Here is a 14404-nt window from a genome sequence, read left to right on the forward strand (position 1 = left end):
AATTCCCACTATGGAAATTTATTCTTTAGAAATTAAGCGTCTAAATCTACTTTAGTTCTGCTTGCAATTTCTTTATAGGTTCCATTTTCTAATTTCTCACGAATCGCTTCAAAAGCAACCAATGTTTCATCAATATCAGACAAAGTATGGGAAGTTGTTGGAATCATTCTCAACAAAATAATCCCTTTTGGAATTACCGGATAAATTACGATCGATAAGAAGATACCGTAGTTTTCTCTTAAATCATTTACCATTACCATCGCCTCAGGAACACTTCCTTCTAAGTATACCGGGGTTACACAAGTATTGGTATCACCAATATTGAAATTTCTGGAACGCAAACCATTTTGTAATGCATTTACGTTTTCCCAAAGTTTATCCTTTAGTTCCGGGTGATTACGCAGCAATTCCAGACGTTTCAAAGAACCAATAGTCTGAATCATCGGCAATGCTTTCGCAAACATCTGAGAACGCAAATTATATTTTAAATAATCAATAATATCTTTATCTGCCGCTATAAAAGCTCCGATATTAGCCATTGATTTTGCAAAAGTAGAGAAATAAACATCAATTTGATCCTGAACTCCCTGCTCCTCACCTGCTCCGGCTCCTGTTTTCCCAAGAGTACCAAAACCATGTGCATCATCTACCAATAAACGGAAATTATATTTTTCTTTTAAGGCAACAATTTCTTTTAATTTACCTTGTTGTCCTCTCATTCCAAAAACACCTTCGGTAATAAATAAAATTCCACCACCTGTTTCTGTTGCCATTTTAGTAGCACGCTGCAGGTTTTTTTCCATACTTTCCAAATCATTGTGTTTGTAAGTAAAACGTTTTCCCATGTGCAAACGTACACCATCGATAATACAGGCATGAGAATCTACATCATAAACAATAATATCGTTTTTAGTTACTAAAGCATCAATAGTAGACACCATTCCCTGATAACCAAAATTCAATAAATAAGCTGATTCTTTCATTACGAAAGCAGCCAGTTCATTTTCCAGTTGTTCGTGATACTTGGTATGACCTGACATCATACGGGCTCCCATTGGGTAAGCTGCACCAAACTGAGCAGCAGCATCAATATCTGCCTGACGCACTTCCGGATGATTTGCAAGACCTAAATAGTCATTTATACTCCAGTTCAAAATATTTTTTCCGCCAAATTGCATTCTCGGACCAAGTTCTCCTTCTAATTTAGGGAATACAAAATACCCCTCAGCTTGTGAAGCCCATTTTCCTAATGGCCCTTTATTGTTTTGAATTCTTTCGAATAAATCTTTTACCATAATATAATGATGTAATAATTTTAATTTTAAACAGCGTGCAAAAATAAATATTTATTCCATGTTATCATAATAATTTAAAAATGAATCGAATTCAAAATCAATATTCGTTAAAATTTTACAAAAAACCAGTTTACACGCCGCTAAAAATCCTACAAAAATTACATCTAAAGTATAAAACCACCTAATTTATACCTGTTATAAATTCTGTGCAAAGAACCGTTATTGTTTATTTTTTACTAATTTTAAATGCTTTTTTAAAAGAAATATCATAAATCATAACACCTTTATATAATGGCTTTAAGCAACTCAAAAGATTTAAAACTAGCCGTTCTTATTGATGCCGATAACGTACCTTACAGTAATGTCAAAGGTATGATGGAAGAAATAACAAAATTTGGCACGCCAACCACTAAACGTATTTATGCCGACTGGACCAAACCAAATTCTAACGGATGGAAAGGAGTTCTGCTCGAACATGCCATTACGCCTATTCAGCAATACAGCTATACGGTTGGTAAAAACTCTTCAGATTCTGCACTTATAATAGATGCAATGGATTTACTTTATTCGGGAAAACTGGATGGGTTTTGCATCGTTTCAAGTGACAGCGATTTTACGCGTCTGGCGATTCGATTACGAGAATCGGGCATGAAAGTAATCGGTATTGGAGAAAAGAAAACACCCAACTCGTTTATTGTAGCCTGCGACCGTTTTATTTATATTGAAGTTTTAGACGGTGCCATTCAGAAAAAGAAAATAAAAGTTATCACAGACGTTAAAAAACCTGTTGAAAAACCTGCCGAAAAAGCATTGCACAAAATCGACAAACAGACTATTGAACTTATTGAAGCCACCATTGAAGATATCGAAGACGACGATGGCTGGGCATTTTTAGGTGATGTCGGAAATTTAATCGTAAAGAAAAAACCCGAATTTGACCCTAGAAACTATGGTTTCTCCAAACTGACGCCTATGCTGAAATCGTTAACTGATATTCTCGAAATTGATGAAAGAGAATCAGATAAAAAAGGAATTAAACACGTTTACGTTCGTTTAAGATTCAACTAATCATCACATTTATCCCCTATTTAATTTTTTAAAAACATGAGAAAAAAATTCTTCATCTACGGATTCTTATTGTTTCTGGTTGTTGCTGCAGTCTATTATTATTCCGGACGCGGTTTTTTACTCGTAATTATTTTACCCATATTACTGGTTGTTGGAATTTATAATGCCATTCAGACCAAACACGCTATTTTAAGAAACTTTCCGGTTTTGGGATATTTCAGATATCTTTTTGAAATGATTGCTCCGGAAATTCAGCAATATTTCATTGAAAGAGCTACTGATGGAAAGCCATTTTCCAGAAATCAGCGCTCAATGGTATACCAGAGAGCAAAAAACATCGATTCCAGTACACCTTTCGGAACACAGCAAAACTTAAATCAGGACAGTTACGAAGGAATCAAACATTCTATTTTTCCGGCGAAAGTGAATGAAGAACTACCTCGTGTTTTAGTGGGTGGAAAAGATTGTAAACAACCTTATTCTGCTTCTTTATTTAATGTTTCGGCCATGAGTTTTGGTTCGCTGAGTGAAAATGCAGTACGTGCTATTAATTTAGGTGCCAAAAAAGGAAATTTTTATCAAAATACCGGAGAAGGCGGTTTAACCGAATTTCATCTTGCGGGTGGTGGCGATATTACCTGGCAAATTGGAACAGGATATTTTGGATGCAGGGATGCTGAAGGGAATTTTAATCCTGAAAAATTCTCGGAAAAAGCCAATCTTCAAAATGTGAAGATGATCGAAATTAAATTATCCCAAGGTGCAAAACCCGGTCACGGAGGAGTACTTCCGGCGGCGAAAAATACCGAACAAATTGCTAAAATCAGAGGGGTTGAACCGCATACAATGATCCTTTCTCCTCCCGGACATCATGCTTTTTCAGACAGTAAAGGACTGATTCGTTTTATTGCACAATTGCGTCAGTTATCCAATGGCAAACCAGTCGGATTTAAATTATGTATCGGAAACACGGCGGAGTTTGAAGCCATCTGCCATGAAATGATTGCAGAAGATACCTATCCGGATTTCATTACCGTTGATGGTGCCGAAGGGGGCACCGGAGCAGCACCCTTAGAATTTGCTGACGGTGTGGGAATGCCTTTTGAACCCGCTTTGATATTCGTAAATAAAACCCTGATCGGATTAAATATCCGCGATAAAATACGCATTATTGGCAGTGGAAAAATCCTTTCCGGCTATTCTATTTTACATGCTGTTGCTTTGGGAGCAGATATGTGCAATAGTGCCCGTGGATTTATGTTTTCCTTAGGTTGTATCCAGGCGTTGCGTTGTCACAATAATGAATGTCCGACCGGAGTTGCCACTCAGAACAAAATGCTGATGAAAGGTTTGGTTGTCACCGACAAATCAGATCGTGTCTATCATTTCCATAAAAATACATTGCATTCTGCTAACGAACTTCTTGCAGCAGCCGGCAAAAACAGCTTCGCCGATGTAGACATTAATATTTTCATGCGCGGTGATGAATTTAGTAATTTATCCGATTCTTATTTTCCGGATATTTTAACGAATGTTACCAAACGATAAAAAAAAGCCTCTTTGAATAATCCAAAGAGGCTTTTTTAACTAATTCAAATTTCAAAATTACAGTTTTGCAGTTACCTTTTTAGATTCACTTGCGCTTTCTAAAACTGCAAATTCTTCTTTATCTACTATTTTCTGGGCAAGAATGGCGTTATTATAGGCTAAGAAATAAACATCAAACTTTACTCCTTCATCGATTAACTCTTTAGAAATCTGATCGTTCTTAATCATTTCTTTCAGTAAATCAGGAAAGGACTCTTTGTATGTCAATTTATTGGTATCGTTCTCCTCTAAATTGGTTTCAATTCTAATTTCAATTTTATTGTCATTAAGAAATGCCTTAGCGGTCGTACTGGTAATTCCAGTACCATTAATTGACGAAGAATTATTATAGGTATTTACATGTTCCTGAATTTTTTGCTTGGTATTTTTACAACTTACCAATAACAATACAACAACAAAAGCAAATGCGATTTGAGTAATTTTTTTCATAAATATTTAGGTTTTAGGTTATTTTTTAACTCAAACATAATGAACTTTTTAAACAATAACAACTTTAGCCTACAAAAATAAAAAATGTAATTATTTGATTACAAATTAATTATCCAAAATAAAGCAAAAACATACACAGCAAAATTGAAAGGAAGTATTCCATTAAATCCATCCCATAAAATCATAAAAAAAGCCACTCTGAAAATGATTTAGGTGGCTTTGGTAATTTTAACTTATTTTAGTAAATCTGGTAGTGATTCTGTATTTATGATCTCTTTAAGAAGAACAGTATTGTCACTCGCCAAAAAATAAGTATCAAACTGAACTCCTTCTTCTACAAGTTCTTTAGGGATTTGATTTTTAAGTATCATTTCTTTTAACAACTTAGGAAATGAGGTATTTGCTTTTAATTGATTCGCTTGTGTTTGTTCTAAATTGGTTTCAAATCGCAACTCAATTTTGTTATCGTTTATATAACCTCTGGCGGTAGTAAGCGTAACATCATCTGCTTTAAAACCTGGCGCAGTGCTATTGTAAGTCGTTACATATTCCTGAAGTTTTTGTTTGGTGTTTTTACAACTGACGATCAGCAGTGCAAAAAAAACTATTAATGGGATCCTGATTAATTTTTTACTCATAATTTTAAATTTAAATTTTTACTTTTTTAATTTCTGAAGCCTTAAAAGCGCTTCCAGATAATAATAATCCGCATAATTTATCGAGCAGTCAATTTCACTTCCGGCAGGTTTATGACCTGTTGAATGAAGTAAAAAAGCCGAATTAACATCGTGACTCTGATACTGATCTGAAAGCGAAACAATCATCTTTTTAGCTTTTGAAAGATACTCCTTTTTAAGAGTTGCTTCTTTGGTGTACGAACTCAATTCGATAAGTGCCGAAGATACAATAGCTGCTGCCGAGGCATCTCTTGGTTCATTTGGAATTCCGGGAGCATTAAAATCCCAATACGGTATCAGATCTTCGGTAGTCAGTTGATCTAAATAGACGCGCGCCAGTTTGTGGGCAAAATCCAAAAACTTCCGGTCTTTGGTTTCCCTGTAAACCATAGTAAATCCGTAAATGGCCCATGCCTGGCCTCTCGCCCACATACTGCCATCACTATAACCCTGTGCCGTAATTCCTTTTATTTTTTTACCGGTTTCATAATCATAAACCAAAACATGATACGAGGTATAATCCGGTCTAAAATGGTTGTTCATTGTCGTTTCGGCATGTTTTAAGGCAATTTCATATAATTTTTTACTGCCGCCGTTTTTAGAAGCCCAAAAAAGCAATTCCAGATTCATCATATTATCGATGATCGTATTGTGCCCACCATATTTATTATGCGGCCACGAAAGAATGGTTCCTACTTTCGGATTAAAAAGCGTTGCCAGCGTATCTGCCGTTTTAAGGATGATTTCTTTGTATGCTGCATTTTTGGTAAGGCGGTATCCATTTCCGAAACTATTAAAAACCTGAAAACCCAAATCGTGATCAGCCGCTTTGCTTACCGATAAAGGTGTTAGAAAGCGACTAAATTTATCAGCTTCCTTTTCCCATTTTTTATCTCCAGTAGCTTCATATAAATACCATAATTCTCCGGGCCAGAAACCGCTTGTCCAGTCTTTATAGTCAACAAATTTCCATTCTTTGCTTCCTGTCGGAATGCTTCTGGGAGAAGATCCGTTATCCGGAATCACTTCTAATGTCTTTGAAGCCTGTAAAGCGCAATATTCCAATTGTCTTTTTATATCAAATGTTGTAGTTTCCTTTTTTTCCTGTGCCTGACTCATCGTTACAAAAAACAGAAAAGCAGATAATAAAGAAACAAATTTAGGATTGAGATTCATAGTATTGGTTTTTGAATGCTAAATTTAGAAAATTAGAAAAGAACTAAGGCCTTTTTATCTTTTGCACCTACCAAACCTGTACTATTTTCTACCTTTTTATATCTTTGTTTCGTAAAACACCACAAAAAAATTCAATCGTGCCATTGAAAAAATCAAGAATTTATTACGGTCTGGTATTTTTTTTCGTCATTGGACTCGGCATTCTTTCCAGGAAGATCGCCATAATTCCGTTATATTTTGGAGATTTACTGTATGCTGTAATGATATATGTATTGGTAAGAATAATATTCATTGACAAAAAAGCGCTTCAGATTATACTTATTTCTTTGTTAATCTGTTATAGTATTGAATTCTTTCAGCTTTATCAGGAAAGCCGGATTATCGCAGTCCGAAAAACCCTCTTTGGAAGATACGTCCTCGGACAGGGCTTTTTATGGAGTGATCTTGCAGCTTATACTTTTGGAGTTGCCATTGCTTTTATAATTGAAAAAATTACCTTAAAATAGTATAATTATGAATCTGGTTTTCGTCTCAAACAATAAAAATAAAATTAAAGAAATACAAAGCATTCTTCCCGAAAGCATAAAAATATTGAGTCTTGAAGAAATTGGCTGCCATGAAGAGATTCCGGAAACCGCAGCTACTATTGAAGGAAATGCAATCCTCAAGGCTGATTATGTAACTCAGAAATATGGCTATGATTGTTTCGCCGATGATACAGGACTTGAAGTTACCGCTTTAAACGGTGAACCTGGCGTATATTCAGCTCGATATGCAGGTGAACAGCGTGATGCAAATGATAATATGAATAAACTTTTAGAGGCTTTATCAGACCAATCAGATCGCAGCGCCCAGTTCAAGACCGTTATTGCTTTAAATATAAACGGTGCACAGCATCTTTTTACCGGAATTGCCAAAGGGAACATTACTTTTAATAAAACCGGAAGTCAGGGTTTTGGTTACGACCCTATTTTTCAGCCTGAAAATTATACGGAAACTTTTGCCGAGTTGCCTTTAGAAATTAAAAATAAAATCAGCCATCGCGGAAAAGCAACTCACCAACTGATTGATTTCCTGAACCCCACAAAATAATTGTTTTAAATACAACATTTTAAACGCTAAAGTTTATATTTCACGACGTATTTTTTTTGATTTTTCTTCGTTTTATGATCAAAATGATTTCGTCACAAACATAACTTTTTGATAATCAAATCATAACAAATACATAAATCTTAAAATTGCATTAGTTTATCTGAATAATTAACAGTAATTTTGCACCCTATTTTAAAAATACATATGAATAAATTTGAACAATTAGGATTGAATGAATCGTTACTGAAGGCGATTTTAGATCTAGGATTTGAAAATCCGTCAGAGGTACAGGAAAAGGCGATTCCCCTATTATTGGAAAAAGACACAGATATGGTTGCGTTGGCTCAGACAGGGACAGGGAAAACGGCAGCTTTCGGTTTTCCGCTAATTCAAAAAATTGATGCTGACAACAGGAATACACAAGCATTAGTTTTATCGCCAACACGAGAACTTTGTTTACAGATTACCAACGAACTTAAAAACTACTCAAAATACGAGAAAGGTATTAATGTGGTAGCAGTTTACGGCGGGGCTAGTATTACAGAGCAAGCTAGGGACATTAAAAGAGGAGCACAAATTATTGTAGCTACTCCGGGGAGAATGCAGGACATGATCAACAGAGGTCTGGTAAACATTAAAAATATAGATTACTGTATTCTTGATGAGGCTGACGAAATGTTGAACATGGGGTTTTATGAGGATATCGTGTCTATATTATCAGATACTCCGGACGAAAAAAGTACATGGTTGTTCTCTGCAACTATGCCACAAGAGGTTGCCAGAATTGCAAAACAATTTATGAGTGACCCGGTTGAAATTACTGTTGGAGCTAAGAACTCAGGTTCTGCAACAGTTTCTCACGAATTTTACTTAGTAAATGCCCGTGACCGTTACGAAGCTTTAAAACGTTTAGCCGATGCTAACCCGGATATTTTCTCTGTGGTTTTCTGTCGTACTAAAAGAGATACACAAGCCGTAGCTGAAAAATTAATTGAAGACGGATACAGCGCTGCTGCATTGCACGGAGATTTATCTCAGGCGCAACGTGATGGTGTAATGAAATCTTTCCGTGGAAGACAAATTCAGATGCTCGTTGCAACTGACGTTGCTGCACGTGGTATTGACGTTGATAATATTACTCACGTAGTAAATTACCAACTTCCTGACGAAATTGAAACTTACAATCACCGTTCAGGACGTACAGGTAGAGCAGGAAAATTAGGAACTTCTATTGTAATTGTTACAAAAAGTGAGTTGCGTAAAATTTCTTCTATCGAAAGAATCATCAAACAAAAATTCGAAGAAAAAACAATTCCATCCGGAATCGAAATCTGCGAAATTCAATTATTGCACTTAGCAACTAAAATTAAGGATACTGAGGTTGATCACGAAATTGACAACTATTTACCAGCTATCAATAACGTTCTTGAAGGTTTATCGAAAGAAGAACTGATCAAGAAAATGGTATCTGTAGAATTTAACCGTTTTATTGCTTACTACAAAAAGAACAGAGATATTTCTACGCAATCGGGAGAAAGACGTGAAAGAAGTGATTCTGCTGAACCAAGAGAATTCAATAATAACGGAGCAGTTCGTTATTTTGTAAACATCGGTTCAAGAGATAATTTCGACTGGATGTCTCTTAAAGATTACCTGAAAGAAACATTAGACTTAGGTCGTGATGACGTTTTCAAAGTAGATGTAAAAGAAGGTTTCTCTTTCTTTAACACTGATCCTGAGCACACTGAAAAAGTAATGGAAGTATTAAACAACGTACAATTAGAAGGACGTCGTATTAATGTTGAAATTTCTAAAAATGATGGTGGCGGAAGACGTGACCATAACGGACGCAGCGGCGGAAGCAGCGGTGGACGTAGTTCTGCTCCAAGACGTGAAGGAAGTTTTGCACCAAGACGTGAAGGTTCTGGTGGTGGTTTCAGAAGCGACAGAAACGTTGCTCCAAAAGAAGGTGGTTTCAGAAGTGACAGAAGTTCATCTGCTCCAAAAAGAGAAGGTGGTTTCAGAAGCTCAGCTCCAAGAAGTGAAGGTGGTTCAGACAGAGCACCAAGACGTTCTGAAAGCTTTGGTGATTCGCCAAGACCAAGAAGACCAAGAAGAGATTAATACTTTAATATCTTAAAATATAAAATCCCAAATTCCATACATAATTGGAATTTGGGATTTTTTTTATTAAAAATTTTACTTAGAATTGATGAGTGTTGTGATTCAAAAAATTTAATTTAAATCTGTATTATTCCTTTTTCACGTAAATATTAAAAGCAACACTTCTTTCCTTTGTTAATTTTCTGATAATTATATTCGGAGACTGCGAAATATTTAATCCTGATTTACTACTTTTAGTGCTTTAAATCAGGATATGAAATATTTCGCAGTTTTCTTTTTTACATTATTATCTACCATGGGTTTTGCTCAGGACGCTCCGTCTACAATTCCGCAAAGAGTTTCGGGTTATATTATTAATGACAACAGCAAACAGCCTCTTTCGGGTGTTAATGTTATTAATACGAATAAAGTGCGAGGCGCAAAATCTGATGAAAAAGGATATTTTGAAATTGATGTACAGGTAAATGATACGTTACACTTCTCAATTTTAGGATTTCAGTCTCTTAGAATCAGAGTTACCAATGACTGGATAAAAAATAAAGTGACCAGAATTCAGCTTACCGAAAAAGCAATTGCACTTGAAGAAGTGGTGATCGCTCCTTTTAACCTGACCGGTTATCTTGAAGTAGATTCTAAATTAATTCCAACCAGAGAAAATTATCGTTACAGTATTTCCGGCCTTACGCAAGGCTATGAAGCAGGTGAGTATTCTCCAAATGCTTTTGGAAAAGTACTGGGTTCTATATTCAACCCGGCCGATATGCTTTATAACTTCTTTGGAAAGAACGGAAAGGAACTCAAGAAGCTTAAAGAAATGAAGAAAGACGATACAGTTCGAAATCTGTTAGAATCAAAATACGATCGCGAAACCGTTGCTGTGCTATTAGGGATCAGTAAAGATGAAATTCCCGAAATCATGCACCGCTGTAACTATTCAGATGCTTTTATCCAATCTGCTAACGATCTCCAGATTATGGATGCTATAAGCGGCTGTTACGAACAATATAAAGTATTAAAACGAAATTAATTTATTCCCTATAAATCAATCCTCAATTATCTAATTGGGGATTTTTTATTTTAAATGACCTTTAATTATTAACTCAAAATAAAACTATGTCTGCAATACTTTTTCAAACGATTGACTGGAGCCAGGTTGAAAAAACAGAACACAAAGGCGAAACAGGAAAAGCATTTTGGCAAACAATACAATCCGGAGGCTTACGGATCAGAAAAATTACATGGCCGATCACTGGTGCCAAAAAGGACATATTGTACATTGCCTTGAAGGTGAATTCATTAGTGAATTAGAGAATGGCGAACAATTTAAACTTACAAAAGGAATGACCTATATGGTTTCTGATAATACAAGTTCCCATCGCTCCCTAACTGCCAAAGGAGTCGAATTATTAATTATAGATGGTGATTTTCTGAAATAATATTGGAAGCAAATTAAAATATTGTGTGTACATTTACTTCTACACAATAGAAACATTTAATTTTAAAAGATATGGCAAAGAGTCAGGATGCAAAAAAGACAGTAAAGAAAGAACCTCTTAAAACTGCAAAAGAAAAAAAAGAAGAAAAGAGAGAAAAGAAAAATTCTCCTAAAAGAGATTAATTTTTAGTATTCAGTCGCAGTCGCAGTTTTCAGTTATGTATACTGAAAACTGTGACTGGCAACTGAGACTATATTACTTAACCGGAATATTTGAAAGAATTTCCAGTACAAATTTCCAATATTTCTGCGCTGAGGAAATACTTGCTCTTTCATCAGGAGAATGCGCTCCGTGAATGGTCGGGCCAAAAGAAATCATATCCATTTCAGGATAGTTTGTTCCTAAAATTCCACATTCCAAACCTGCGTGACAAGCCACTACTTTAGGCTTTTCGTTGTTTTGTTTTTCGTAAATTTCTTTTAAGACTTCTAATATTTCAGAATTTACATTTGGTGTCCATCCCGGGTAAGAACCTGAAAGTTCAACTTCACAGCCCACTAACTCAAAAGCGGAACGCAATGAATTCGCCAAATCAAATTTTGAAGTTTCTACAGAAGAACGGGTCAGACATCCGATTAAAATCTCCCCGTCTTTTACGATAACACGTGCAATATTATTTGAAGTTTCTACTAAATCTTCCATATCGGCACTCATTCTGTAAACGCCGTTGTGAGCTGCGTAAATCGCTCTGATAATACCTTCCTGAACCCCTAAATCCATTACTTTCTCCGGTAAATCGCATTTTACGATTTCAATTGAAAGATTAGGTTCCGTTGTTTTGTATTCCGTTTTAATGTCGTTGATAATTTCCTGCATGTCAAAAATGTAAGCTTCATCAAACATTTCAGAAATGATCACTTTGGCAACACTTTCTCTTGGAATTGCATTTCTTAAACTTCCACCGTTTATCTCCACTACCTGCAAACCAAAGTTTTCGAAAGCATCAAACAACAAACGGTTCATGATTTTATTAGCATTCCCGAGACCTTTATTGATATCCATCCCTGAATGACCTCCATTTAGCCCTTTTACGGTAATAATATGCCCGACAGAACCTTCCGGAACTTCTTCTTCATGATACGTTCTTGTAGCCGTTACATCAATCCCTCCTGCACAGCCAATATCAATCTCATCATCTTCTTCTGTATCCAGGTTCAGTAAGATCTGCCCCTGAAGAATTCCGCCTTTCAGGTTTAAAGCTCCTGTCATTCCCGTTTCTTCATCAATTGTAAACAAAGCTTCAATGGCAGGATGCGGAATGTCTTTGCTTTCCAGGATAGCCATAATAGTAGCCACTCCTAAACCGTTGTCAGCACCAAGTGTAGTGCCACGCGCACGAACCCAGTCCCCATCTACATACATATCGATTCCCTGTGTATCGAAATCAAAAACGGTATCGGCGTTTTTTTGGTGCACCATATCCAGATGCCCCTGCATTACAATCGCTTTGCGGTTTTCCATTCCCGGAGTAGCCGGTTTTCTTATAATTACATTTCGAATTTCGTCTTCAAAAGTTTCTAAACCTAAACTGTTTCCAAAGTTCTTCATGAACTCGATTACGCGTTCTTCTTTCTTTGACGGACGCGGAACGGCATTCAAATCGGCGAATTTATTCCATAGCGCTTTAGGTTCCAGATTTCTTATTTCCTGACTCATTATATTTTGTTTGAAGTTTAACAATTAAGAGCACCAAAGTTACAAAGTTTAAATTCTTTTTCAGCGGTAATTCAGATTCATTTATATTTACGTATTCAAAATTTATATCGTGAAAAGAAAATACATTTTACCTTTATTCCTTCTCGTACAGATTATCATCTTAAAAATCCTTCCCTTTTTCCCGGAATTCACTGAACGCTTTTACAGCAACGGATTGTATGTGAAAATTTCTCATTTTTCAAGATTCCTTTTGGGTAAAATTCCGTTTTCTGTTGGTGATTGCTTGTATACTGTTTTGGTTTTATTTCTGATTCGATGGATTTGGAAAACGCGAAAAACATGGAAATTACAATGGAAAGATCATGTACTAAAAATGCTAAGCTGCGTTTCTGTACTTTACTTTTTCTTCCATTTTCTTTGGGCATTTAACTATTACCGGGAGCCACTTTTTGAAAAAATGAAAATTCAAAGAGAATATACCGATGCCGAATTATTAGCCTTTACTAAAAAACTAATTATTAAAACCAACGAAATTCAGTTTCAGATCACAAAACATGACAGTGCTAAAATTGTTTTCCCTTATTCGCAAAAACAGGCTTTTCAGATGAATTTAAATGGCTATGAGAATCTTTCGAAAGAGCATCCTTATTTTAAATACGAAATACCAAGCGTTAAAAAATCGCTTTTTAGCGTGCCCCTGACCTATATGGGTTTTGCCGGTTACTTAAACCCGTTTACAAATGAAGCCCAGGTAAATTATTTACTGCCAATGTACACTTTCCCGCTAACAGCGAATCACGAAATGGCACACCAAATGGGATTTGCGAGTGAAAGTGAATGTAATTTTATTGGCGTTTTAGCTTCTGTTAAAAATGAAAATTTATATTATCAATATGCGGGGTACAGTTTTGTTTTGCGTTATTGCCTGGGAATCTGGCATTTTAAAAATGAGAAGATTTTTAATCAATTAAAAAAAACGGTACATGTCGGGATCTTAAAAAACTATCAGGAAAGTGAAGATTTCTGGACGCAATACGACACTTTTATCGATAAAGCTTTTCATTTTCTTTATGATAATTTTTTAAAGACAAACAATCAAAAAGATGGAATGGAAAGTTATAGTAAATTTATTGATCTGATGGTGAATTATTACAAAACAAAAGAATTATAGCTTTTTTTGCCACAGATTACATGATGAAAGGGATTAAATCTTTTTAATCTTATAATCTGTGGCAAAAAATAAAAATAAGTGTAACAAAATAGATTTCAATACTACTAATACTTTATGAGCGATAATCTAGAACAGTCATTTGTTGCGCAATTGCAGGCAAATCAGAATATAATCCACAAGATTTGTAGATTATATACTGCTGGCGAAGATGCTCACAAAGACCTGTTTCAGGAAATCACCATTCAATTATGGAAAGCGTTTCCTAAATTCAGGGGCGATAGTAAATTTTCGACCTGGACGTATCGCGTTGCTTTAAATACAGCCATTACCTTATATCGAAAAACCAAAAGGACCATATCTACCGTAGATTATGAAAGCCATCAGCATTTTGTAAAGGATGTTGATTACAACTATGAAGAGGAAGAACAGATTAAACTGATGTACAAAGCCGTTTATCAGCTGAATGACATCGAAAAAGCATTAGTTTTTATGTATCTAGAAGAGAAAGATTATCAGGAAATAGCAGAGACCTTAGGAATCAGCGAAGTGAATGCACGTGTGAAAATGAATCGAATTAAAGGGAAACTTAAAAAAATACTAAATCCTTAAAAA

The 14404-nt window shown here is 35.5% G+C and carries 14 protein-coding genes; 9 read left to right on the plus strand and 5 right to left on the minus strand.

The window, feature by feature from the left end:
- Positions 1 to 32: 32 nt before the first annotated feature.
- On the minus strand, positions 33 to 1295 hold the full coding sequence (locus HAV12_RS16805) for a pyridoxal phosphate-dependent aminotransferase family protein (RefSeq protein ID WP_132037808.1): 1263 nt from the start codon (positions 1293 to 1295) through the stop codon (positions 33 to 35).
- A gap of 291 nt (positions 1296 to 1586) precedes the next feature.
- Here HAV12_RS16805 and HAV12_RS16810 point away from each other — a divergent pair, with 291 nt between their 5' ends.
- Positions 1587 to 2363 carry an NYN domain-containing protein gene (locus HAV12_RS16810; protein ID WP_171570689.1) on the plus strand — a complete coding sequence of 259 codons (777 nt, stop codon included), beginning with the start codon at positions 1587 to 1589 and terminating at the stop codon, positions 2361 to 2363.
- Positions 2364 to 2399: 36 nt separating this feature from the next.
- Positions 2400 to 3911 (plus strand): FMN-binding glutamate synthase family protein, encoded by a 1512-nt coding sequence (locus HAV12_RS16815; RefSeq protein ID WP_171570690.1) that lies wholly within the window; start codon positions 2400 to 2402, stop codon positions 3909 to 3911.
- Between the two features lie 57 nt (positions 3912 to 3968).
- Here the strand turns inward: HAV12_RS16815 and HAV12_RS16820 are convergent, their stop codons facing one another.
- The 3 genes from HAV12_RS16820 to HAV12_RS16830 form a co-directional block, all read right to left on the minus strand.
- Positions 3969 to 4400 carry a hypothetical protein gene (locus HAV12_RS16820; RefSeq protein WP_171570691.1) on the minus strand — a complete coding sequence of 144 codons (432 nt, stop codon included), beginning with the start codon at positions 4398 to 4400 and terminating at the stop codon, positions 3969 to 3971.
- Between the two features lie 233 nt (positions 4401 to 4633).
- Positions 4634 to 5038, minus strand: coding sequence for a hypothetical protein (locus HAV12_RS16825; RefSeq protein ID WP_171570692.1), 405 nt, complete (start codon positions 5036 to 5038; stop codon positions 4634 to 4636).
- Positions 5039 to 5056: 18 nt separating this feature from the next.
- Positions 5057 to 6253: a glycoside hydrolase family 88 protein gene (locus tag HAV12_RS16830; RefSeq protein ID WP_197984811.1), complete on the minus strand. Its 1197-nt coding sequence runs from the start codon at positions 6251 to 6253 to the stop codon at positions 5057 to 5059.
- Positions 6254 to 6390: 137 nt separating this feature from the next.
- Between HAV12_RS16830 and HAV12_RS16835 the strand changes: the two genes are divergently transcribed.
- The 5 genes from HAV12_RS16835 (at position 6391) to HAV12_RS16855 (ending at position 10905) form a co-directional block, all read left to right on the plus strand.
- On the plus strand, positions 6391 to 6759 hold the full coding sequence (locus HAV12_RS16835) for a DUF2809 domain-containing protein (RefSeq protein ID WP_240345176.1): 369 nt from the start codon (positions 6391 to 6393) through the stop codon (positions 6757 to 6759).
- Between the two features lie 7 nt (positions 6760 to 6766).
- A complete protein-coding gene (locus tag HAV12_RS16840) occupies positions 6767 to 7345 on the plus strand; it encodes a non-canonical purine NTP diphosphatase (protein ID WP_171570693.1) in 579 nt (192 codons plus the stop codon).
- Between the two features lie 204 nt (positions 7346 to 7549).
- Entirely contained in the window at positions 7550 to 9469 is a 1920-nt protein-coding gene (locus tag HAV12_RS16845; protein ID WP_171570694.1) for a DEAD/DEAH box helicase, read from the plus strand.
- 253 nt (positions 9470 to 9722) lie between these two features.
- On the plus strand, positions 9723 to 10496 hold the full coding sequence (locus tag HAV12_RS16850; protein ID WP_132037801.1) for a carboxypeptidase-like regulatory domain-containing protein: 774 nt from the start codon (positions 9723 to 9725) through the stop codon (positions 10494 to 10496).
- 166 nt (positions 10497 to 10662) lie between these two features.
- Entirely contained in the window at positions 10663 to 10905 is a 243-nt protein-coding gene (locus HAV12_RS16855) for a DHCW motif cupin fold protein (RefSeq protein ID WP_240345177.1), read from the plus strand.
- A gap of 255 nt (positions 10906 to 11160) precedes the next feature.
- Here the strand turns inward: HAV12_RS16855 and HAV12_RS16860 are convergent, their stop codons facing one another.
- Positions 11161 to 12621 (minus strand): aminoacyl-histidine dipeptidase, encoded by a 1461-nt coding sequence (locus tag HAV12_RS16860; RefSeq protein ID WP_132037799.1) that lies wholly within the window; start codon positions 12619 to 12621, stop codon positions 11161 to 11163.
- Positions 12622 to 12730: 109 nt separating this feature from the next.
- Between HAV12_RS16860 and HAV12_RS16865 the strand changes: the two genes are divergently transcribed.
- Together HAV12_RS16865 and HAV12_RS16870 are read left to right on the plus strand one after the other, a co-directional pair.
- Complete coding sequence (locus HAV12_RS16865) at positions 12731 to 13792, plus strand: DUF3810 domain-containing protein (RefSeq protein WP_171570695.1); 1062 nt, start codon at positions 12731 to 12733, stop codon at positions 13790 to 13792.
- 114 nt (positions 13793 to 13906) lie between these two features.
- Positions 13907 to 14401, plus strand: coding sequence for an RNA polymerase sigma factor (locus HAV12_RS16870; RefSeq protein WP_171570696.1), 495 nt, complete (start codon positions 13907 to 13909; stop codon positions 14399 to 14401).
- The last annotated feature ends 3 nt before the right edge of the window (positions 14402 to 14404 follow it).

The sequence above is a fragment of the Flavobacterium sp. CLA17 genome, from assembly GCF_013112255.2.
GTDB lineage: Bacteria > Bacteroidota > Bacteroidia > Flavobacteriales > Flavobacteriaceae > Flavobacterium > Flavobacterium circumlabens.

Excerpts from the sequence above, each read along its gene's own strand:
- HAV12_RS16805 (WP_132037808.1), bottom strand. The coding sequence starts at position 1,295 with ATGGTAAAAGATTTATTCGAAAGAATTCAAAACAATAAAGGGCCATTA.
- HAV12_RS16810 (WP_171570689.1), top strand. The coding sequence starts at position 1,587 with ATGGCTTTAAGCAACTCAAAAGATTTAAAACTAGCCGTTCTTATTGAT.
- HAV12_RS16815 (WP_171570690.1), top strand. The coding sequence starts at position 2,400 with ATGAGAAAAAAATTCTTCATCTACGGATTCTTATTGTTTCTGGTTGTT.
- HAV12_RS16820 (WP_171570691.1), bottom strand. The coding sequence starts at position 4,400 with ATGAAAAAAATTACTCAAATCGCATTTGCTTTTGTTGTTGTATTGTTA.
- HAV12_RS16825 (WP_171570692.1), bottom strand. The coding sequence starts at position 5,038 with ATGAGTAAAAAATTAATCAGGATCCCATTAATAGTTTTTTTTGCACTG.
- HAV12_RS16830 (WP_197984811.1), bottom strand. The coding sequence starts at position 6,253 with ATGAATCTCAATCCTAAATTTGTTTCTTTATTATCTGCTTTTCTGTTT.
- HAV12_RS16840 (WP_171570693.1), top strand. The coding sequence starts at position 6,767 with ATGAATCTGGTTTTCGTCTCAAACAATAAAAATAAAATTAAAGAAATA.
- HAV12_RS16845 (WP_171570694.1), top strand. The coding sequence starts at position 7,550 with ATGAATAAATTTGAACAATTAGGATTGAATGAATCGTTACTGAAGGCG.
- HAV12_RS16850 (WP_132037801.1), top strand. The coding sequence starts at position 9,723 with ATGAAATATTTCGCAGTTTTCTTTTTTACATTATTATCTACCATGGGT.
- HAV12_RS16860 (WP_132037799.1), bottom strand. The coding sequence starts at position 12,621 with ATGAGTCAGGAAATAAGAAATCTGGAACCTAAAGCGCTATGGAATAAA.
- HAV12_RS16870 (WP_171570696.1), top strand. The coding sequence starts at position 13,907 with ATGAGCGATAATCTAGAACAGTCATTTGTTGCGCAATTGCAGGCAAAT.